This is a genomic window from bacterium Unc6 (assembly GCA_013626165.1).
Classification (GTDB): domain Bacteria; phylum Omnitrophota; class Gorgyraeia; order Velesiimonadales; family Velesiimonadaceae; genus Velesiimonas; species Velesiimonas alkalicola.
In genome coordinates, this window is record NDHX01000004.1 from 107,601 (window position 1) to 128,661 (window position 21,061).

Consider the following 21,061-nt stretch of genomic DNA (forward strand, 5'->3'; position numbering starts at 1 on the left):
TATACATTCAATTCGTATAGAAACGAGTTATATGAAATTGCTTTTAATTTGAGAATTATAAAATAAAATTGGAGGAATGGAAAAATGGACGTGAAAGAATTAATCGCCAAGGAGATAGAAAATGTTCCTGAGCCCTATCTCATGGAGATACTGGATTTTATCCGATTTTTAGAGACTAAGGCTTTGGAACAAAAGATGGAACTTGCATTAGCAAGTGAAGCGTCTCTTAAAAAAGATTGGCTGAAGCCTGAGGAGGATGAAGCATGGAAAGATTTGTAAAAGGGGATGTAGTAGTCGTTCCTTTCCCTTTCTCAGATTTAACCCGAGCTAAAAGACGACCGGCTTTGGTAATCGCAGAGTTAGAAGGTAATGATCTGATTCTTTGCCAGATAACCAGTCAGTCTATTAGAGACAGATACGCAGTTTTAATTGACAAGAATGATTTTGAAACCGGGACGCTTAGGCGAAAAAGTAATGTGCGACCTAACCGCATATTCACAGCAGATCGTCACATCATCCTGTATCGAGTTGGTCATCTTAAACCTAAAAAGATCGATCAGATAATTGAGAGGATAGTATCTATCCTTCGGCAATAAATATGCAACTTCCGATAACAGAGCGTATCTGGCTTCGGCTTACGCCTCCGCCCAAATCCCCCTTCGGAGAACTTCAGATACGCTCGAAACGTTATATGAAATGGCGGTTCCAAAATGAATGAAGAAAGGAAAACCATGAAAACAAATAATACCCGACAATTAACATTAGAAAGTTTAGAGGCTATTCCGCTTACTTATGGTTCAATTATTCTAAATAAAGAGATGTTTATTCAAGTTTTGGTTGAGACTAAAACTCTACAGGATTTAATTTCTCTTAAGAACAAACTAATTGTATTAAAAGATATTATAACTAATCATAAAAAGGACCAAGAAGGCATATTAAATATTGACGCTAATGGAGATACGGTCTCCTTACGCAGAGATGTTCTAACTTCTGAATTAAATCAAATCCTTGAGTCGCAAACAGTTGAAAGAGCTAAGTACTATTTAAAAAGATTGGAAAATGGAGTCCAAAAAGTTAAGACAAGTAAAATCAACGACATAAATCTTTTAAGGTGGAAAGAATATGATGATATTATTACCGATAGCCTTTGGGTATTAGATAAGAGGGATACTTCAGGTGTCCATCTTGGTTGGTATTGGGGAAATTTCATCCCACAGATTCCGCATCAGACCCTGATAAGATATACCAAAAAAGGAGATTGGGTTTTAGATGCATTTGTGGGAAGTGGAACGACCTTGATTGAGTGCCGAAGATTGGGTAGAAACGGAATAGGAATAGAATTAAACCAAGAAGTGGCACGAGAAGCAAAGAAATTGATTGAAAAGGAACAAAATAAAGATAATGTAGTTAGTGAAGTAATAATTGGGGACAGTAGGACGATGAATATAGAAGAAATTTTGACAAAGCACAAAATTAATCAAGTTCAACTTCTTATTATGCATCCTCCGTACCATAATATTATTAAGTTTTCAAAAGATGAAAAAGACCTTTCGAACGCAAAAAATACTGAAGAATTTTTGAAAATGTTTGGGGAGGTGATAAATAATGCAACTCCATACTTAGAAAAAGAGCGGTACTTTGCTTTAGTTATTGGCGATAAGTATTCTAAAGGTGAATGGATACCTTTAGGATTTTATTGTATGAATGAAGTATTAAAAAGAGGCTATTTATTAAAAAGTATAATTGTTAAAAACTTTGAAGAAACGCGAGGCAAGAGAAATCAACAAGAACTTTGGAGATATAGGGCGTTAGTAGGTGGATTTTATATTTTTAAGCATGAATATATAATGTTATTTAAGAAAAAATAGGAGATAAAACTATGCCATTATTAAGTCAAAAAGAAGTCTTAAATTTAAAACTCAGTTGTATTCCTTTACCGCAGTTAAAACTACCTGCTCTAAACTTAGGAATAAACAATACAGGTTCAGCAACAGAGATTATTAAAAGAGTTTTGGATAAAGGGGTAGACGAAAAAGTAATACAGAGATTCATAAAACAAAAATATAATGAAAGAATCCAGGAACGGAGGGAGGTTATTTCTGATGAGGACTTAAAAAAAGAATTGTTAAAAGTCCAAACCTTTTCTTGGGGCGTGGTTCAAGGGCAGTTAGATCAGAAAATACAGGCTGAATATGTGAGAAGAATTGTAAGATATGAAGACCTGCTAAATAATGTCAGGGCGAAACTTCACGAAGATGTGACTAAATATGTAATTTGTACTTGGTTTAATCATTGGACAACTGTGTTAATAGAAGAACATATAAGCACTCACAAGAGGGTGATCCCCACTATTAAAAATATAAAAGGAATTGATATTTTCTTTGATGGACAGCCATTTGACTTAAAAGTGACCTACCTTCCTCGTGAATATAATCCCTCTGATGCTATAAAAAATCCTACTGATTTAGCTGTCTGGCTATATGAAAATCAGGGTGCTCAAAGATTTGGGGCTGACAATCGGTTATTTGTTGTATTGTTGGATAAAGATAACACTGAAAGAAGTTGGGAATTAAAAAGAGATTTTACTTTAGTATTCCAAAAGATTGATAATTTCTTTGATAGAGAGACGGTGTCAAAGAAAGACGAGATTGTTTTCACTTTTGGCAGAAAAACATATACAGCAGTTACAAAGGTTTTGATAATAACAAAATGAGACCGCCACTTCATATAACACAGCATAAAAGGTTCGTGCCTTCGGCACTCACCCAAATCCTTCGCTATCGCTCAGGACTTCTTTTATGCTGGAAACGTTATATGAAATTCGGCTTGGCGGACGGATAACAAAATTAATGAAAACAAAAACATATAGGTGGATGTGATGAAAACGCTTTACGAGGCAAAACAAGAAACTTTGTTTGGGGAAAGGACCATCGAGCAAAAATACTTAGAATTAATCAATAACGAGCATAACATCTCTAAAGGAGTTGAAGTTTTAGATAAAATTGATTGGGACTTTAAAGATTTTACGACTCAGTATCTTACACATACGTTTCATTCTTACCCCGCAAGGTTTATACCTCAAATACCTCTGACTTTCATCAAATTATTTACAAAAGAGAAAGAAACTGTCTTAGACCCAATGTGCGGTTGTGGAACAACATTGGTAGAGGCTTTTTTAAATAATCGAAATTCTATTGGGAATGACTTTAACCCACTTGCAACCCTAATAACCAAAGTAAAAACCACTCTAATTGATGAAAACGAGTTCAGATATTTTAATAAAAAATTGGCAGTTATGAAGCGATATTTAGATTTGGATTATAGAAGAGTTGATGAAAGAATTAATAATCTGCCTAACAGAAAGGTAAGCAAGATATTCAACAGGGTTGTAATCTCAAAATTAGAAAGCATCCGTGAAACTCTATTAGAGGTAAAAGAAGAAGGACATAATGACTTATTTGATTTTGGAAGAGTTGCTTTATCATCAACAATATGGTCATTGGTAGAAAATGGTAATGGAATTGATGTTGATGATGTGTTTCTGAAAAAAGTAAAATCTATGCAGAATGACCTAAATAGGATGGCTAAGATTATTAGGACTGTTCCGGTTGTAAGAGTAATTTGTGGCGATGCAAGAAAATTAGAGGTTGAAACAGCCTCAATAAACTTAATAGTAACTTCTCCTCCTTATGTAAATGCGTTGGATTATTATAGAGCCCATATGTATAACATGCTTTGGCTTGGAATGGATTTTGACTTGTTTAGAAAACATGAGATCGGTGGGCATTCCCATTTCATTATCAATAGATTTAGACTACTTTCAGAATATTTAGGTGATATGCTCCGTTCAATGATAGAGATGAATAGAGTTTTGAAAAAAGATAAAACATGCGTAATTGTAGTAGGGAACTCCAGTTTGGAGTATGAACTGATTGAAAGTCATAATTTTTTTGCAGAAATGGGTGAAAAGATAGGATTTAAGCCAATAAAAACAATTTTTAGGAATATTGATAAAACAAGGAAATACACAAGTGCAGATATAGGGAAAATTGATGATGAATATATCCTTGTAATGCAAAAGGTAGATGATACCAATATTTCTGCAGATGATGATAATTTTGTTTCCGATGTTGTGCAAGAGCAGATGTTAGGATTTAAAGAGCAAATAAAGAAATGTCAAGGCACTTCCATTAGGAGTAGAAAACCAACAAATGAGAGACTATTGAAGAATGTTGATAAGATTAGTGAGGCAATAGAAACGATATCTGAAGACACAAAAATAAAGAGGTAAGAAACATGAAAGAATTTATTAGCAAAATAATATACTCAATTCTCACAGGGCAAGATTATAGGGCCTATGTTCTTGCTACAATAAATAAAAGATTCATTGATAAAGCGCAAGAACTGATTTCCGAAGTGTTTGAGCACAAACGAAGAGGTGATAATTGGCTTGAAAAACTTTTAGAAGACACTTTCAAAAAGAAGGGGAAAGAGAACAAATTTAAACTTCTGTGGTTTGGCGGTTTAAATGATAAGACTGTAAAGAATATGACAGGCGGGACATCTACAAAGGAAGTATGTTTGGATTTAGGTAGGAAGAACATAGAAGCATTGAAAATATTGCTAAAAGAATTTGATAGTAGTGAGAACTTATATCAACTCAGAATAATAATCCGGAAAGGTAAAGAACAAGTTGAATTAGACGAAGTTGAAAGTATATTTTTCGTTAATATTATCTCAGCAATGAAACTAACAATTCAAGGAGGAGCTTGGAGTGAAGTGGGAAAGAAAACCGAAAAAGGTTTACTCTTTGTGATATTTCGATTACTGAAAATTCCAGAAGATAACTATATTTTAACAACTGCGGAAATGAAGAAAAAAGGACTGGTTGAGAACAGAGAAATCGATGCCATAGTTTTCAGTAAGAACAAAGAGCCTCTAACTATTGAGTTAAAACTACTTGGAATCGGAAATCCCGAAATAGGTGACGAGGCACTTGCCAGAAAAGTAAGTTTATTTCTGATAGATAGGTTGACAGAGATGATGAAGGAAGAATCTGAAAAAATAGGAATTAAAGTAATTGAATTTAGACAAGAAAATTCTCTAATGGAGATGTACAAGTTTTTCAAATCGAAAAATGTGAGTTGTAGTCCGCCCGAAAAAATGACACCAAACGAATTAGAAGACGAAATAAATGGAATAATGAAAGAGTGGAGAGAAGAATCAGAAGATTTAGCTGTAATTAAAAAATTAAGGGAGTGGACAAAATGATTACCGCCAAGCCGAATCTTGCGGAAACCTTCGGTTTCCTTGCCTCGCCTTCGGCTCGGTCATATAACAGAGCGTATCTGGCTTCGTGCCTTCGGCACTCTGCCCAAATTGCTCGCTTCGCTCGCAACTTCAGATACGCTCAACCGTTATACGCAATAATTTTTAAAAGTTAAAGAAACGACCCAAAAATTTTTTGTGAGATTTTTTAGGCAAACGGGCAAAAATTCCTGGTGGGGATGACACTCAAACCCCCTTCCTTTTTGCCCGCCTGCTTTCCGCCGAAGGCGGAATGGGGTGGAAAAGCGTTTCCGCAATTCCTGCGTCAGCAGGAAGGCAAAACAGAAAAATTTTCTTTTCCTTATTTGAAAAATAGTGGCGAGTGATTAAAAAACCTATTCCCTTGCAAAAATAACAGTCAAAAAAGGACCAACAGCAAGAATGTACTTATCAAACCTTTTAAGAGAAACAAAAAAACAACAAACAGAAAAATATCCAGAATAGAACTAATAATTCTCCCTTCCCGCCGTGCAGGGATAACGCGTGTATCGTTCAAAACCAGAATGCCCTCGTTCTGAAAATAATCCTCTATATTACTGAAAATGTCTTCTTCTGCTATCTTCTTTTTTTTGTCAGGCACTATCAAACAGGCTTTTTCTTTCTCCTTGAGGGGTATTGGGCTATCAACTCCTTCGGCAGGCAATACTTAAAAAACTTCTGCATCTTATGATTTCTTTTCAAATACAATAATTGTGGGATTAAGATATATCAAATCTTCAGGGAGAACTTTCGTCCTAAAAACAAATGCGAGAAACTGTGGGAATTTTTGAAAAGTTTTTCTCTCTTCGTAAAGTTTTGAACCCCTGAACTCTTCCCAGAAGGCAACACGTTCCTGCTGTAACTTCAATGGATATGGAGGAAAGGGTGCCTGAAAGGATGAAAGGATAAAATAATCCGGTTTCGTTCCTTCCACTCTCTTAAAATCGTATCCTGTAACCACAACATTGTATCTCTGGTAATCAAAAGGGGGCATCTGGAACTGCCACGGCACCTCAGCCACTCCGATACTGCTTCCCGCAGGTATATTCTCCTTAATCCACACACCTGCTTCAGTTCTGATATTCTCTCTTATAAAAAGCATCTTGTAACTCATCCCGTAAACAAAAGTCCATAATGCTACAAAAATAAAAACTACTGATAAAAATTTTTTATTTGCAGGGTACAGTCTTTCGTAAAGCCTGAACCATCCAATACTGCCCATAATAACCAGTGATGGAATCGCAGGCAAGATATACCTGGCAAAGTTTTTTGCAAAAAGAGAAATAAAAACAAAAAAGAAAACCGTCCATGACAGAAGTAAAACAGTTATTTTTCTCTGATACGTATTTTGTTTTTTTAACAAAATTACAGCACTTAACATACCTGCTAAACAGAAAAAAAATAAAGGCATTCCCATTCCATAGAATAAAGATTTTAGATAAAACATACCGCTGAATGCCTGTTCAGTATGCTGTCCCAATTCAATCAGAGGAGCGGGAAAAGTAAGGAAAAAATACGGATTGGTAACAAAAAACATAATAAAAAATCCTGTAAACGTAAGACATACTCCCTTGATAAAATTTTTCCAGTTGTTATAAATTAAAGCCATTCCAAGTAAGGGAATAAAAAATGCAACAAGGAAAGTAATCTTTGTCCCGCAGGCAAGCCCTGCAAATATACCTGCAAAAAATACTCTTCTGAATGAAAATCTCTCCATAAAAAGGACCGTTGTAAAAAGACAAGCCATTATCCAAAATACCCCCGGGATGTCAACATACATATAGAGCGAATTAAGCAGCATTAACGGAGCAAACAAGAGCAGCAAGGCACCTGTAAGGGACTGCCATTTCCGGGAAGCAAGTTTTGCAAGTAAAAAATAAACCAACAGAATAATACCCACACCGTAAAAAGTTGTTATAACCCTGCCGACAATATAAAACTTTGCTATCTCTTGTGGATTTAAAAAATAATAACTTATGTCCGGTACTACGGTGATAACCTTTAATTTAGACAAAAGAAAAATCAGCCCACCCACAGGGTACAGATACGCTCCTCCCACTGTAAATTGATGTGGATTAAAATTAAACTCCCCTGGTTTCATCGTAGAAAGGCTCTTAATTATAAAATACTCGTCAGGGTGATAACTACGGATAGGGTTATACTTGGAACGGGGTAGTTTACGTTCGGTTTCTTCCGGGTGCTGAACCAGATGGGCACCCATCCCCTTCCATGACTCTTCCAGGGGATATTTTTTTAATGCATCTATATGTTCTATAACATTTTTCCCATCAGTGAAATAGAGACGATTTAATTTTACAGAAGGTAACCCCCAGTAAATTCCCGAAAATTTAATTAAAAGTGCAATTATACCGATTAGTATGTATTTATGTTTCATTGTAAAATATTATATATTATCTGTTTTTATTTTTTAAATTCTATTACTTCACATAAAGAAATAAAAAAGGGCAAGTTGAAAGGCAGGTTTTTTCTGTTTATGCATTTTAAATTTACTTCTTTAATGATTCTTTGGGGGGTGAAAGAATTTATATGGTCTGGTACCTTTACTGGCCTTCTCCCTAAAAAAAATCTTCCTATTGTCCACAATTTTTCATTGGGAAAAGTAATTATTAATATACCTCCTTTTTTAAGAATCCTTTTCATCTCCCGAATAGCCTTTCCATGCTCTAATATATGTTCCAAAACCTCAGTGCATATTATTACATCAAAACTTTCATCCTGAAAATCTTTTAAACATAAAATATTTCCTTCCATAAATCTGGCTGAAGGACAACGCTGAATTGCCTTTTCCAATGCAATTTTGGTTATATCCACCCCAAAAAAAACATTTTTTTGATTATTACATAACATTTTACTTATTAAATGACCTTCACCACATCCTGCATCTAATATTCTAAGCCCTTCTTGTTTGGGAATTAATTTTAATATGGTATTTAATCTATTATTATGTATAAACCTGACCATTAAATTGGTGCTGTTATATAAATTATCCATATGGTCTTCGGGCATGAATATAGAATTATTTTTTCTAAAATCTCTATTTCTTTTTATCTTACATTCCTTTTGATACAAAATGTTTATCTTGCAAATAGAATACAGCATCTTAAAAGGCTCCCTGAAAATTGTTACTTTACTTTGAAGAGAATTTGACCATGTAATAGAAACTTCTTTTATTTTACAGTATTTTTTGACAGCCCTGTAGAGGATTTCCACATCAAAGGCAAAGCCTTTCGTTTTCAGTTCACTGAAAAGCACTTTTCCAACTTCTTTCTTGAACAACTTAAACCCGCACTGGGTGTCTTTGAAGTTTTTCATTATTATAAGTCTGACAAGATACGGAAACATTTTTCCGATGTGCCTTCTGCACCAGGGTTGTGGAACAACTATTTTTGAATCTGGCAAGCCTCTGGAACCAATGGCAATGTCATACCCCTTGTCTATTGCTTTTTTCAGTTTCTCAAACTCTTCTATGGGCGTTGATAAATCCGCATCGGAGAAAAGTATTATGTCTCCTTTTGCATTAAGAACCCCCTCTTTAACCGCTGCCCCTTTCCCTCTATTTTTGGGAAAGCAGATTAAAGATATGCGGTTATTTCTTTCTCCTGCTTTCTTAATAATCTCTGATGTTCTATCCTTGCTTCCGTCATCAACAACAATAATTTCATAAGAATATCTATTCTTTAAATATTCCACTATTGTAGATAAGGTCTTTTCAATTTTGTCTGCCTCGTTATAAGCAGGAATAACAACACTTAAAAATATATCATCTGCCATTTTTATATTTCTCTATTTATCATTTTTCTCTGTTGGTAATTTCTTTAATAAAACAAATCCCTGCTGCTGCATATAGATGGATATATGGCATTATGGGAAGTCTGTATCTTATAGAACCAAGAATAATTGTATGTAAAAGGGTAAAGAATAGAATGGGAAACCAGATGGGAAATAAGTCTTTAAATTTATTTTTTGTTTTCCAAAAACCCATTATTGCACATATATACACCGGAACCGTCCACAAAAAACTTATTATCCTAAATTTTAAGTCCTGATAATCTTTTGCACGTGGAACAACAGCCCAGAACCTTTTTTGTTTTTCAACTGCTAACCTTAGAACTTTTCCGGGGTTATTTATTATAAACTCTTTTGCTCGCATTTTACAATAATTGTCCCGCTCTATCTCGTCTTTTATCTGATAAATATATTGAATACCTGGAATGTTGTTCTGACCGGCACCACCTGTGGCATTGGGATTGTTGGATTCTAAAAGTATAATGCCTCCTCCCGTTGCAATGATAAATCTGTTGTAACGGATATAGTTCCTGATAATCCAGGGTGATAACCCTGCTCCTGCTACAAGTAAGACAATAATATAATAGTATGTTTTAGTTCTGTGGACCAAACCCCTGCAAATAGATATCAGGATAAGTGCAAAACCAAGATATAAAAGCACTGGTTTTATTAAAACACCTGCTGCAAAAAGTATTCCACAGACCAGAGCAATTATCATAGATGATGGTCTGCTTAAAAGTATGAGACATAATATAAATCCTAACAGTACTGTTATAAATACTGTTTCTGTAAGTAAAAGCCCGCAAAAAAATATTAAAAAAGGATCCCAACAGTATAAAAAACCTGCAATAATTCCTACATCTTTACTGATAATTTTAGAGCCTATTTTATAAAGAATAAAAGCCGACACACAGTCAAGGATAGACTGAACAATCCATACGATCTTAAAACTATGGCCAAAAATAAAATAAACTGCCGAAAGAAAAAAAGGATACGCAGGTGCAGTAGCTATTGTGGGATATCCCTTACCTTCTAATATACTAAGGCCAAGGGCATCATAACGGTAAGAGTCAGGGAATTTTAAGTCTTCTTTTAGTGTAATTACATATCCTATTCTTAAAAATAGCCCGATAAGAATTATGTAAAAGATAATATTTTTTGGTTTTATTCTATTACAGTTCCGGAGAGTCATAATCAAATGAGGATAATTTATTCCTTTTCCTTTCTTCTAAAAAATCAATGTATAAAGATTCAATACTATCAACCATCTTTTCAATGGTATAATTTTTTTCTATAAATTCTTTTGCATTTCTTCCCATCTCAGGAATCATCTGTGGGTTGTTAAGTAATCTTTCAATCGCATCCGCAAGTGCAACAGGATTGGCTGATGGAACAAGCAGTCCTGTTTTGTTGTCCTGTATAAGTTCAAGAATCCCCCCTACGTTTGTTGCAATAATCGGCTTTTTAAGTGCCATAGCCTCCATTACAGAAACAGGCAATCCCTCCCACAAAGAAGAAAGCACAAATATGTCCGATGCACCGAGAAGATGGACGATATCATCTCTGAACCCCAATAAAAAAACATCTTTTTCAATCTTTAAATTTCTTATTCCTTTTTCAAGAAAACCTCTTAAAGCTCCTTCGCCTACAATTATAGCCTTTGGCTTTGGGGATACTAAACCCCTATCTTTTATAATTTTCATTGCTTTTAAAAGAAAAATCTGCCCTTTTGGTTTTCTTAAATTTCCGATATTGATAAGAAGAGGTGTATTGTGATGTATCCCAATAGAATCTCTTATATCTATTCCTATACCCTTAAACTCATACTGTTTTATATCTATTCCGTTGGGAATATATAGAAGTTTTTCTTTTTTATGTTTTTCCCTGCAAAGCATTGTATTATAAACTGCCAAACTATTGCAGATAATTGCATCACATAAAAAACCGGTATACCTGTCAAGAAAAATATGGTACCACTTCTTCCATTCATCTGTGCTTCTTTGACTATTTATAATGAGCGGAATTTTTGTGTGAATTCTAATAATGCGAGACAGGATGTTTGAATGGAAAAGATATGAGTGAAGAATCTGAATTTTATTTTGTTTAAGAAATCTTTTTAGATAAAAATATGCTCTTATCGCCCCAAAAATATTTTTAACATTTAAGCATTCTGACTTAAACCCCATTTTTTTTACAATATCTGCAAGGGGTCCTCCTGGTTTAAGACACATAAAAAAAATATTAAATTTAGTTCTGTCTGCTTTTTTTAAAAACTCTATCAGTATCTTTTCTGTCCCACCGATGCGTGAATCAGTAGTTAAAATAAGAACATTAATATTTTTCATTTTTTATAATATTAGGTCGTTGAAAAAGTTATCAACGGTCCTGATTGCACCAATTTTAAAAAACGAGGACACAGATAACATCGTCGGAACTTAACCTGTGTACTCTTGTTTTTAATCTGTATAATCAAAAATTGTGAGGGGATTTTTCAACAACCTCAATATATGAAGATAGTGCATCTGCCCATCTCCGTAATTTAAGCCCTATTTTTTGAAGATAAATGCTTTTTGATGCAACAGACATCCCTCTGTCTGCCGGAAGATTAAAAAAAGATGATAAAACAGGTATAACCTTAACATCAGAATGGAGTATCTTAACTATCTGTTTTGCCATTTCATATCTTGAACATATACCATCGTTGGTTATATGATAAATTCCGAATCTGTCGGTTTTAATCAAGGCTCTTATTGCTTCTACCAAATCAAATGTATATGTGGGGCTCCCCCTTAAATCATCAACAGCTTTTATTGTTTTTTCTCCTTTTTTTATCTGTGAAACAATTTTACCTACAAACTTTTTATCTTTTGTCCCTCCTCCAAAAAGCCAGCAGGTTCTTACAATATAAAACCTTTCAAGCATAGACCGAATTATCTTTTCACCTTCAATCTTTGTCTTACCATAAAAATTTACAGGGTTAGGAATATCTTCTTCGGTATAAAATTCTTTCTTACCGTCAAACACCTCTGTTGTGCTTATAAAGACAGGTATTGTATTATATTTTTTACAGGCAATAGCAATATTTTCTGTTCCTTGTATGTTGTATCTTCTTGCCAACCCCTGTTCTTTTTCGCATCTGTCAACATCGGTCATTGCCGCAAGATGAATAACAAAATCGGGTTTTATTTTTTCAAAAACATCCCGCACATTTTTTTTATCTGTAATATCTAGGCTTTTTCTGTCCGTGGGGAAAATCTCGCCCTTATCAAAAATAACAGAACAATAACTTCCAACCACACCCTGTGAACCGGTTATAAGTATCATTTTTTCATCCTCCAGCTCTTGTGAGCTCAGGGCTTCAGTTCATCCGCCAATTTTTAGAGTCCGTGAGCGTACCACTCTATTGTTTTTATTAAACCTTCTTCAAAATCTACTCTTGGTTTCCAGCCAAGAGATTTAATTTTCCCTGCATCTACAGCATACCTTCTATCATGTCCGGGCCTATCCTGGACAAATTCAATACAATCTTTGGTTTTATTCATTGCTTTAAGAATTTTAGAACACAGTTCAAAATTTGTCATTTCTATACCGGATGCAACGTTATAGGTTTGACCATCTTCCCCCTTGTGTAAAACAAGGTCTATCGCAGAGCAGTTATCCTCAACATATAACCAGTCTCTGATATTAAGCCCATCGCCATAGAGTGGAACTTTTTTATTTTTAAGTATATTTGTTATAAAAAGCGGTATTATTTTTTCAGGGTACTGGCAGGAACCATAATTATTAGAACTTCTTGTTATAACTATCGGCATCTTATATGTTTTGAAATATGAAATACATATGATGTCTGCTGATGCCTTGCTTGCAGAATACGGACTTGAAGGATTTAAGAGAGATTTTTCTGTAAAAACTCCTTTTTCAATACTTCCATAAACCTCATCTGTGCTTATTTGTAAAAATTTTTTTACATCTAATTCTTTGCCTATCTCAAGAAGACTGTGTGTTCCTATAATGTTTGTTCTTATAAAAGATGCGGTATCATTTATTGAACGGTCCACATGGCTTTCTGCTGCAAAATTCAAGACTGCACTGCACCCTTGCATTGCTCTTTTTACGATATCGCAATCGCATATATCACCTTTTATAAATTTATACCTCGGGTTATGCTCTATATCTTTCAAATTATCAAGATTACCTGCATATGTTAAAAGGTCTAAGTTGACAATTTCATCTTCACGGTGTTGTTTTATATAATACTTTATAAAATTACTCCCGATAAAGCCAGCCCCGCCTGTAATAAGTACTCTCATTTTTTGCCCCCCTAAAACCCGTAGTTCGTAACCCGTTCTCTGTTTCCTGTTATTTTGTCACCTGTCACCTGTCGCCTTTGTTTTTTTGCCACTAAACTGTTTGCCATTAAAAGCGAATCAAATGTGCCTGCATCCGTCCACCAGCACTTCATAATATCATATTCCATCTGATGCCATTCAATATACTGGTTGTTGACATCTGTTATCTCCAGTTCTTTTCTCTCAGATGGTTTTAATTTTTTTATAATTTCAAAGACCTTGCTATCATACATATATATACCTGTAACTGCATAATCAGAAACAAAATGTTTTGGCTTCTCTACAATTCTTATGAGCTTTTTGCCTTGTAGTTTTGCGACACCGAATCTATCGGCATCCTTTACCTTCTTTAAAATAATTCTTGCCCCTTGCCTTTGATTGGCAAAATGTTGAACGCTTTCACTTATACTTCCACCTATGATATTATCTCCTAACACAACAACTAATTTATTACTTCCTGCTCCGAAATGTTCAGCAAGCCCAAGCGCCTCTGCAATTCCACCCTCTTTTTTTTGATATGTGTAGTTTAAGTGTTTAAGCCCAAACCCTTTTCCATCCCCAAGTAGCCTTAAAAAATCTCCGGCATTACTCCCCCCCGTTACAATCATAATATCTTTTATTCCTGCATCAACAAGCATCTGTATAGGATAATATATCATCGGTTTATTAAACACTGGCAAAAGATGTTTGTTTGTAACAGATGTCAATGGATAAAGCCTTAAGCCTAAGCCTCCTGCAAGAACAATCCCTTTCATATCAGCCATCTATCTCTTCCCAGTCGTAGTCTATATCCTTACTATGGGGTTTAACTCTATACTCATCGGGTTGTTGATAGTTATACAACATATCCGGAACATTTATAACTATTGATTCTTCTTTACCAATACACTTTAAACCATGTAGAATACCTGGGGGAATTTGAACAAGTAATGGATTATATACTCCTATGCAATACTCAGATATTGTCCCTTTTGTTACGGAACCTTCCCTATTATCATAAAGAGCAAGAATAACCATCCCGCTTACACAGGTCATACTATCCGTCTGTTTCTTGTGATAATGCCATGCTTTTACAACCCCCGGAAGAACAGTGGTAATATACACCTGACCGAACCCTTTATAAAGAACATCATCGCACCTTAAAATTTCCATCAGCCTTCCTCTTTTATCAGGTATGATATTTAACCGTTTTGTTTGGACGCCTTCTATGTTTTTCATAACCACTCCGAATCAATTTATCTTACGCCGATTACTTCATCGTCATTTGTAGGAACAATCTCCTTACCGGGTTGCACAATTAAAAAATCTTTATCATAATTGTCGTCTATTAATTTTCTTAAAATATTAGAATCGCCTTTTAGCTCTTCCCATTCCCATTTTTTTTTATCTGCCATCTTTTTTGAAAATTTTCTATAATCGGGCGCCTCTCCCAAATCAAGGCTTATATATGCAATCTTTTTGTAGTTTTTCCCGGGGTCGAGCATCTCCCACAGATACCTGCCATTTTCTTCTCCATATTGTTTTACATAATCTTCCAATGTTAACGGCAGGTTTGCAACCTCTTTAGGCCCTAATTGCCGGGTTTCCTCTCCTCCTCTTTCAATCCATCCTGTTGTATGAAAATATGTTCCCGTGTTGTTAAAAAAATACTCTTTATATCTTTTTCTTGAGCCAAGAAAAAGTGTAATGCAGTCATGCGCCTTCGGAACAACTATCGGAATATTCCCTGCCTTTAATCCTACTATGCCATTGTTGCAGAGAGCATAGCCCAAGACAATATTACGATACTTTTTTTCATCAACCTTGTCTATCTCGCTTTGCAGTATCTGACGCATCTTCTCTCCGCCTAAATCATGCAGACCCTTGGGCATAAATATCACATCAAACACCTCTTCGGAAGATGATAAGAGGGCGCAAATCTCCCTAAAAAATATTTCACAAACTATTAAATAACTTCTTCTTTGCATCTTCAATACACCTTCCCATTAACTGTCCGCATCCGGCCTGCACTTGCGCACCCTGACTTGCTCTTACTGTTACAGGTATTTTGTGTTTTTTTAATATTTTTGTAAACTCATGCATTGATTTTTTTGACGATTTTTTAAATCCGAGACCTTCTGTTTTATTATACTCTATAAGATTTACCTTACAGAGTATGCCGGAAATAATCTTTGAAAGCAGTATCGCATCTTTTATCCTGTCATTAACATTTTTTAAAGATACATATTCAAATGTTATCTGTCTGTTCGTTTTTTTTATATATTCCCTGCAGGTTAAGATAAGTTTTTTTAACGGATACTTTTTATTTAAAGGAACAAGTTCGGTTCTTAAATTATTGTCCGCCGAATGTAAGGATATTGCAAGTTCTATCTGCATATCTTCATCTGCCAATTTTTCTATTCCTTCTATGACCCCTGCTGTTGAAATCGTTATTCTACGTGCTCCTATCTTTCCTGCCTCAGGATGATTAAATATTTTTATGGATTTTATTACATTTTCATAATTTAACAAAGGCTCACCCATCCCCATAAATACAATGTGTGATGCAAAAAACCCCTCCGGAGGCGTAATCAAAAACTGACCTACAATTTCAGAAGTTGTAAGATTCCTTATAAAACCCATCTGCCCGCTTGCACAGAATTTACATCTTACCGGACATCCAGATTGTGTGGATATGCAAACAGCGCCATAATTTCTTCTGGGAAGCCATACTGATTCAGTAAACCCTCCATCCTGCATCTCTAAAAGCCTTTTACAGGTTCCATCGTTTGAAGATACATCTGCAACAACTTTAAGGGAGAATATTTTAAATCCGTCAGTCAGCACCTTTCTTAAATCAACAGAGATGTTTGTCATTAAATTAAAATCAAATATTCTTTTTTTATATATCCAGTTCAGAACCTGTTCTGCCCTGTATTTATCAAATCCCCTCTGTGAAATTTTATTCTGAAACTCCTCCGGCAAAAAATCAGTTATATATTTTATCTGTTGTGTCATAAAATCCCATCATTTGTAGTCCATCGCCCGTAGTCTGTATTCTGTTGTCCGTCACCCGTATTCCGTATTTCGTTTTTTTACGGTATACAATATACGGCCTTTGGAGCTGGTGATCGGAAATTGAACCATCGCTTACGCTCTTTAAGGGAAAACCAATGTTTTTCCCTTAATATTCCCTTTCCTTTTAAAACACAGGGGAAAACTAACCTTTTCCCCTGAGACCCCTTTGGTGGTTCAAATCCTTTATTTTTGGAGCTGGTGATCGGATTTGAACCGATGGCCAGCGGTTTACGAAACCGCTGCTCTACCACTGAGCTACACCAGCACAGAAACTTAAAGATAATTCGCCCTCTATCTTCTACACCATAACCAGTATTGTATAATATCAAGAAGATACAATCAATAATGCCATTTAGGAATTGAAGGCAAATGCTAAATTCGTCAAAAACTATGTATTTTTAATTCTTGAATGACAACCAAAAAAACTACTTGACAAATTAAATTGAATATATTAAACTAATCTAACAAATAAAGGTATATCTAAATAATTTTTGAGACAGTATGGAAAATAAAAAGAATAAAAAGTTAAGTTCAAATATGGAAGATTATTTGGAGGCTGTCGCTGTGCTTAAGAAGAAGAACGGTGTTGCCAGGGCAGGGGGTATTAGCAATCTTTTAAATGTAAAGGCTTCAAGCGTAACCAGTGCCTTGAACACACTTGCCAAAAGCGGATTCGTTCTCCATGAAAGATATGGCTATGTTGAACTTACCAAGAAAGGGAAAGAATTATCTCATCATATTCAGAAACAGCATGATATACTAACTAAGTTTTTAACCGATGTTTTAAGTGTAGATTCCACCATAGCTATAGAAGATGCCTGTAAGATGGAGCACACCCTAAGCCCGCAAACCTTCCAGAAGTTAACAGAGTTTATAAAATTTGTAGCAATCCGCCCCGATGGTCAAAGGCCCGAGTGGTTAAAAAGTTTAGACTATTACCTTAAAACAGGAAAGCGGCTCAGGTGTAAAATAAAAAAGATAAAACAAGGACTTTAAAGAAGATAATTTTTTAATGTAAAAGTTAGAAATATCTAACATAGTTATATATCTAAAACAAATAGGGCTTCACAAAATTCGTTTAAGCCCTATTGATTACATTGATTAAAATTCAGATTACACAGATTAAATGCCGTCGAGACCATCTGTGTAATCTTTCAAAAATCTGTGTAATCAACAGCCCTGAGCTAATTTTGTGAAGGGCTGTCTAAAACAAATGAAAGGAGGGGTAAAGTGGGAGAAAAGATATTACGAGAATTGAAACCAAAGGAGTCAGGTAAGGTAAAAAAGATCTATGGCGAGGGAGTGCTTCATAAGAGGCTTCTGGATATGGGTATCGTTAAAGGCACAACAATAGAAGTTACTAAGGTTGCCCCCTTAGGTGATCCTATAGATATAAAGATAAGGGGATATCATTTATCCTTGCGAAAAGAAGAAGCGGCTCAAATTTCTGTGGAGGTAGATTAAATATGCACAGGTTAACTCAGGCTAGAACGAACGTTAACTTGATATTCGCCTCTCTTGAAGGAGGACGGGGCGCCATGCAGCGGCTTACGGATATGGGATTGATTCCGGGAGAACGGTTAAGAGTGTTGCATAACTCTGGGTACGGTCCTGTTACTGTGCTTATAAAAGGAGCGAAGGTCGCCTTAGGGCATGGCCTGGCATCTAAAATTATAGTTAAGGAGGAATAAAAAATGAGGAATAAAAAATTTACTATTGCACTTGCCGGTAATCCTAATTCTGGCAAATCGACAATCTTTAATAATTTAACCGGCGCGCATCAGCATGTTGGTAACTATCCGGGCGTAACTGTGGAAAAAAAAGAAGGAAAGCTGAATTTTCAAGATTATGAGATAAATGTCGTGGACCTTCCAGGTACGTATAGCTTGTCAGCTTATTCTGAGGACGAAATTGTAGCCAGGGATTTTATTATTAAGGAGAAACCCGATGTAATCGTAGATATCGTTGATTCCTCCAACTTAGAAAGAAACCTTTACCTTGCCACACAGTTGATGGAATTAGAGATTCCCTTGGTTTTGGCAATGAATATGAACGATATGGCAGAGAAAAAGGGTCAGGATGTGAATTATACAAAACTATCTGATTTGTTGGGGGTAGATATCGTTCCGACCGTCGGCAATAAGAATACAGGCACAAAGGAGCTTCTGGAGACCATTGTTAAGGTGTATGAAGGAAAAGTCAAAACAAAAGGAGTATATATCAACTATGGCCCGGAAATTCGTGAGGAGATGAATAAGTTAGAGCAGATAGTCAAAAAGGATAAAGCATTGATTGAACAATACCCGTGGCGTTGGCTCATTATTAAGATGTTGGAAAACGATTCGTCAGTCTTAAATATTGTCAGCAAATCTTCTATTGCTCAGGAAGCCATAGCCCAAAACGATAATAGCAGGCGTCACTTACAGTTACATTTCGCAGATTCTCCGGAGACCATAATAGCCGATAGACGCTACGGATTTATAAGCGGCGCATGCACTGAAGCATTAAAGCCATCGTCTATAGAAAAACGGCATGATTTATCAGACAGAATAGATACGGTTATCTTAAACAGGATGGTAGGTATTCCTATTTTTGCTCTGGTTATGTATGCCATTTTCAAGTTTACTTTTACTTTTTCCGAACCGGTTGTTGGTTTGTTTGAAACATTCTTTGAAAAGGCTGGAGAATTTGCTGCCAAAGTTATCCCTGAAGGACTAACGCAATCTTTTGTCGTTGACGGACTAATCGGCGGTCTTGGCGGTGTTTTAGGTTTTTTCCCATTGGTACTATTTATGTTCTTTGCCATAGCATTTTTTGAAGACACAGGTTATATGGCACGGGCGGCATTTGTTATGGATAAACTACTGAGTAAGTTTGGCCTTCACGGAAAGTCGTTTTTGCCGATGATGATATCAACAAACGGTTGCGCCGTGCCGGGTATCATGGCATCCCGAACGCTTGATAATAAAAAAGATAGATTAATCACTATGATGGTTACGCCGTTTATGATCTGCGGGGCTAAACTTCCTGTATTTGCTTTGTTCATTGGAGCATTCTTCGCTCCGGAACTTGGGGCTAATATGATGTTCTTGATGTATGCTTTAAGCGTTATGATCGCCTTTGGCTCGGCATGGGTGTTTAAGAAGTTTGTTTTTAAAGGTGAAACCTCGCACTTTGTCATGGAACTTCCGCCTTACCGCGTACCGACAATCCAGGGTTTATTATTAAAAATGTGGGAAAGAGGTTGGCTTTATATAAAAAAGGCCGGGACAATCCTACTCCTGGTTTCCATAATTCTTTGGGCTGGTTTTACTTTCCCGCAGATGGAACCTGAACAAGGGATGAGTGAGGAAGCGGCTGCTTCGGCTCAGATGGAGCAGAGTTATGCTGGTAGAACAGGCAAGTTTGTCGAGCCTGTTGTTAAGCCGTTGGGGTTGGATTGGCGGGGAGGTGTTGCGCTTATGGCAGGAGTTGTGGCAAAAGAGGTTGTAGTGGGCGCTATGGGGACAATCTATAGTTTAGGCGAGGTTGACCCGGAAGAAGCCGAGCCGTTGAGGGAAGCCTTGCAAAAAGATCCGACATGGAATCCATTGAACGCCCTGGCCTTCATGATGTTCTGCCTTATTTATCTGCCTTGTTTTGTCGCGATGGCTGTTTTTTACCGTGAATCAGGTTCTAGCTTAAAATGGACACTATTCTTGGTCTTTTGGACAACGGTTATGGCCTGGGGAGCTTCGTTTATTGTGTATCAGGGTGGAAGATTGTTGGGTTTTGGCGGATAAGATGGAAAAGGTTATTGTGCTGGTAATGGTTTTCATAAGTATAGGGCTTCTTATATGGTATATTGTCAGAACTTTTAAGGATAAAGGTTCATGTTGTGGCTGCGAAAGAGCTAACAATTGTGATAAGGCAAATATAGATGTTGAAAATGAAGATAGATAAAGGTTAGGACGGGTTTAGGAGTAATCATGTCACGTAAAATAGATTTTTCCATAAAAGGGATGACCTGTGAAGATTGTGCCGGGAAACTGGAGGGACACCTTAAGGGACTCGGCGGCATTGAGGAGGCATTAGTAAGCTTCACCCTTAGCAAGGCGGTCATAAAATATAACCCTGAGGTTATTGAACCAGTCACTATAAAACACATCATTTCTTCTTATGGCTATACTGCCACATCTGCTGAAGGCAGCATTGGCGCTGCCTTTGAGCCCAGGCATATAGAGACGGTCCGCGTTGTTGCCGTTGGCCTGTTGCTTGCCTTTGCCTGGATTATGCCGAGGATGCTCCCGATGCCGGCTGTGTTGACCGACTCTGTGACGCTGCTGGCTATCATAGTTGGTGGCTATTCCATTGCTTCAAAGGCGATAAAGGCCCTCCTTCAAAAGAGTCTCAACATTGATCTCCTGGTGATTATTGCGGCCTCAGCGGCTGTTGCCATAGGAGACTATTTAGAGGCCGGGCTGGTCATATTTATTCTCCTTTTGGGGGAGTATCTAGAAGCCATGACTGTTGCCAGAACGGGTAAAGCCATTAAGGGCCTG

Annotated in this window: 22 protein-coding genes and 1 tRNA gene; 11 read left to right on the forward strand and 12 right to left on the reverse strand. The window is 36.3% G+C overall.

Going from position 1 to position 21,061, the window contains the following annotated elements; all coding sequences use genetic code 11:
- Positions 1-84: 84 nt before the first annotated feature.
- From B9J78_02840 to B9J78_02865, 6 genes are all read left to right on the forward strand, one after another.
- The gene (locus B9J78_02840) at positions 85-279 is read left to right on the forward strand and encodes a DUF2281 domain-containing protein (GenBank protein MBA2123863.1); all 195 of its coding nucleotides are present in this window, start codon (positions 85-87) and stop codon (positions 277-279) included.
- A complete protein-coding gene (locus B9J78_02845) occupies positions 264-596 on the forward strand; it encodes a growth inhibitor PemK (GenBank protein MBA2123864.1) in 333 nt (110 codons plus the stop codon). Before B9J78_02840 ends, B9J78_02845 begins: the two co-directional genes overlap by 16 nt.
- 135 nt (positions 597-731) lie before the next feature.
- Positions 732-1,868, forward strand: coding sequence for a DNA methyltransferase (locus B9J78_02850; GenBank protein MBA2123865.1), 1,137 nt, complete (start codon positions 732-734; stop codon positions 1,866-1,868).
- A gap of 11 nt (positions 1,869-1,879) precedes the next feature.
- Positions 1,880-2,713 carry a hypothetical protein gene (locus tag B9J78_02855; protein MBA2123866.1) on the forward strand — a complete coding sequence of 278 codons (834 nt, stop codon included), beginning with the start codon at positions 1,880-1,882 and terminating at the stop codon, positions 2,711-2,713.
- Between the two features lie 165 nt (positions 2,714-2,878).
- A complete protein-coding gene (locus tag B9J78_02860) occupies positions 2,879-4,291 on the forward strand; it encodes a hypothetical protein (GenBank protein ID MBA2123867.1) in 1,413 nt (470 codons plus the stop codon).
- Positions 4,292-4,296: 5 nt separating this feature from the next.
- Positions 4,297-5,271 carry a hypothetical protein gene (locus B9J78_02865; protein ID MBA2123868.1) on the forward strand — a complete coding sequence of 325 codons (975 nt, stop codon included), beginning with the start codon at positions 4,297-4,299 and terminating at the stop codon, positions 5,269-5,271.
- Positions 5,272-5,686: 415 nt separating this feature from the next.
- Here the strand turns inward: B9J78_02865 and B9J78_02870 are convergent, their stop codons facing one another.
- The 12 genes from B9J78_02870 to B9J78_02925 all read right to left on the reverse strand — a co-directional run bounded on the left by B9J78_02870 (position 5,687) and on the right by B9J78_02925 (position 16,785).
- The gene (locus tag B9J78_02870) at positions 5,687-5,971 is read right to left on the reverse strand and encodes a hypothetical protein (protein MBA2123869.1); all 285 of its coding nucleotides are present in this window, start codon (positions 5,969-5,971) and stop codon (positions 5,687-5,689) included.
- Between the two features lie 21 nt (positions 5,972-5,992).
- The gene (locus B9J78_02875; GenBank protein ID MBA2123870.1) at positions 5,993-7,702 is read right to left on the reverse strand and encodes a hypothetical protein; all 1,710 of its coding nucleotides are present in this window, start codon (positions 7,700-7,702) and stop codon (positions 5,993-5,995) included.
- Between the two features lie 26 nt (positions 7,703-7,728).
- Positions 7,729-9,099, reverse strand: coding sequence for a hypothetical protein (locus B9J78_02880; GenBank protein MBA2123871.1), 1,371 nt, complete (start codon positions 9,097-9,099; stop codon positions 7,729-7,731).
- A gap of 19 nt (positions 9,100-9,118) precedes the next feature.
- On the reverse strand, positions 9,119-10,306 hold the full coding sequence (locus tag B9J78_02885; GenBank protein MBA2123872.1) for a hypothetical protein: 1,188 nt from the start codon (positions 10,304-10,306) through the stop codon (positions 9,119-9,121).
- Positions 10,287-11,459, reverse strand: coding sequence for a hypothetical protein (locus tag B9J78_02890; protein ID MBA2123873.1), 1,173 nt, complete (start codon positions 11,457-11,459; stop codon positions 10,287-10,289). The genes B9J78_02885 and B9J78_02890 overlap by 20 nt, the downstream gene beginning before the upstream one ends.
- Positions 11,460-11,583: 124 nt before the next feature.
- Complete coding sequence (locus B9J78_02895; protein ID MBA2123874.1) at positions 11,584-12,438, reverse strand: dTDP-4-dehydrorhamnose reductase; 855 nt, start codon at positions 12,436-12,438, stop codon at positions 11,584-11,586.
- A 53-nt stretch (positions 12,439-12,491) separates the two neighbouring features.
- Positions 12,492-13,424 carry a dTDP-glucose 4,6-dehydratase gene (locus B9J78_02900; GenBank protein ID MBA2123875.1) on the reverse strand — a complete coding sequence of 311 codons (933 nt, stop codon included), beginning with the start codon at positions 13,422-13,424 and terminating at the stop codon, positions 12,492-12,494.
- Positions 13,425-13,435: 11 nt separating this feature from the next.
- Positions 13,436-14,218, reverse strand: a complete 783-nt coding sequence (locus B9J78_02905) for a spore coat protein (protein ID MBA2123876.1) — start codon at positions 14,216-14,218, stop codon at positions 13,436-13,438.
- A 1-nt stretch (position 14,219) separates the two neighbouring features.
- Positions 14,220-14,681, reverse strand: a complete 462-nt coding sequence (locus B9J78_02910) for a dTDP-4-dehydrorhamnose 3,5-epimerase (protein ID MBA2123877.1) — start codon at positions 14,679-14,681, stop codon at positions 14,220-14,222.
- 17 nt (positions 14,682-14,698) lie between these two features.
- The gene (locus B9J78_02915; GenBank protein MBA2123878.1) at positions 14,699-15,430 is read right to left on the reverse strand and encodes a hypothetical protein; all 732 of its coding nucleotides are present in this window, start codon (positions 15,428-15,430) and stop codon (positions 14,699-14,701) included.
- Entirely contained in the window at positions 15,399-16,460 is a 1,062-nt protein-coding gene (locus B9J78_02920; protein MBA2123879.1) for a 23S rRNA (adenine(2503)-C(2))-methyltransferase, read from the reverse strand. The genes B9J78_02915 and B9J78_02920 overlap by 32 nt, the downstream gene beginning before the upstream one ends.
- A 250-nt stretch (positions 16,461-16,710) precedes the next feature.
- Positions 16,711-16,785, reverse strand: a tRNA-Thr gene (locus B9J78_02925).
- 236 nt (positions 16,786-17,021) lie between these two features.
- Here B9J78_02925 and B9J78_02930 point away from each other — a divergent pair.
- The 5 genes from B9J78_02930 to B9J78_02950 all read left to right on the forward strand — a co-directional run.
- Positions 17,022-17,516 (forward strand): hypothetical protein, encoded by a 495-nt coding sequence (locus tag B9J78_02930; protein ID MBA2123880.1) that lies wholly within the window; start codon positions 17,022-17,024, stop codon positions 17,514-17,516.
- 234 nt (positions 17,517-17,750) lie between these two features.
- Entirely contained in the window at positions 17,751-17,984 is a 234-nt protein-coding gene (locus B9J78_02935; GenBank protein MBA2123881.1) for a ferrous iron transport protein A, read from the forward strand.
- A 2-nt stretch (positions 17,985-17,986) separates the two neighbouring features.
- Positions 17,987-18,211 carry a hypothetical protein gene (locus B9J78_02940; protein ID MBA2123882.1) on the forward strand — a complete coding sequence of 75 codons (225 nt, stop codon included), beginning with the start codon at positions 17,987-17,989 and terminating at the stop codon, positions 18,209-18,211.
- Positions 18,212-18,214: 3 nt separating this feature from the next.
- Positions 18,215-20,302, forward strand: coding sequence for a ferrous iron transport protein B (locus B9J78_02945; protein MBA2123883.1), 2,088 nt, complete (start codon positions 18,215-18,217; stop codon positions 20,300-20,302).
- A gap of 186 nt (positions 20,303-20,488) precedes the next feature.
- A partial coding sequence (locus B9J78_02950) for a hypothetical protein (protein ID MBA2123884.1) occupies positions 20,489-21,061 on the forward strand: 573 nt, incomplete at its 3' end.

Coding starts and splice junctions, on each gene's coding strand:
- B9J78_02840 (MBA2123863.1), top strand. CDS start 85: ATGGACGTGAAAGAATTAATCGCCAAGGAGATAGAAAATGTTCCTGAG.
- B9J78_02845 (MBA2123864.1), top strand. CDS start 264: ATGGAAAGATTTGTAAAAGGGGATGTAGTAGTCGTTCCTTTCCCTTTC.
- B9J78_02850 (MBA2123865.1), top strand. CDS start 732: ATGAAAACAAATAATACCCGACAATTAACATTAGAAAGTTTAGAGGCT.
- B9J78_02855 (MBA2123866.1), top strand. CDS start 1,880: ATGCCATTATTAAGTCAAAAAGAAGTCTTAAATTTAAAACTCAGTTGT.
- B9J78_02860 (MBA2123867.1), top strand. CDS start 2,879: ATGAAAACGCTTTACGAGGCAAAACAAGAAACTTTGTTTGGGGAAAGG.
- B9J78_02865 (MBA2123868.1), top strand. CDS start 4,297: ATGAAAGAATTTATTAGCAAAATAATATACTCAATTCTCACAGGGCAA.
- B9J78_02875 (MBA2123870.1), bottom strand. CDS start 7,702: ATGAAACATAAATACATACTAATCGGTATAATTGCACTTTTAATTAAA.
- B9J78_02880 (MBA2123871.1), bottom strand. CDS start 9,099: ATGGCAGATGATATATTTTTAAGTGTTGTTATTCCTGCTTATAACGAG.
- B9J78_02885 (MBA2123872.1), bottom strand. CDS start 10,306: ATGACTCTCCGGAACTGTAATAGAATAAAACCAAAAAATATTATCTTT.
- B9J78_02890 (MBA2123873.1), bottom strand. CDS start 11,459: ATGAAAAATATTAATGTTCTTATTTTAACTACTGATTCACGCATCGGT.
- B9J78_02895 (MBA2123874.1), bottom strand. CDS start 12,438: ATGATACTTATAACCGGTTCACAGGGTGTGGTTGGAAGTTATTGTTCT.
- B9J78_02900 (MBA2123875.1), bottom strand. CDS start 13,424: ATGAGAGTACTTATTACAGGCGGGGCTGGCTTTATCGGGAGTAATTTT.
- B9J78_02905 (MBA2123876.1), bottom strand. CDS start 14,218: ATGAAAGGGATTGTTCTTGCAGGAGGCTTAGGCTTAAGGCTTTATCCA.
- B9J78_02910 (MBA2123877.1), bottom strand. CDS start 14,681: ATGAAAAACATAGAAGGCGTCCAAACAAAACGGTTAAATATCATACCT.
- B9J78_02915 (MBA2123878.1), bottom strand. CDS start 15,430: ATGCAAAGAAGAAGTTATTTAATAGTTTGTGAAATATTTTTTAGGGAG.
- B9J78_02920 (MBA2123879.1), bottom strand. CDS start 16,460: ATGACACAACAGATAAAATATATAACTGATTTTTTGCCGGAGGAGTTT.
- B9J78_02930 (MBA2123880.1), top strand. CDS start 17,022: ATGGAAAATAAAAAGAATAAAAAGTTAAGTTCAAATATGGAAGATTAT.
- B9J78_02940 (MBA2123882.1), top strand. CDS start 17,987: ATGCACAGGTTAACTCAGGCTAGAACGAACGTTAACTTGATATTCGCC.
- B9J78_02945 (MBA2123883.1), top strand. CDS start 18,215: ATGAGGAATAAAAAATTTACTATTGCACTTGCCGGTAATCCTAATTCT.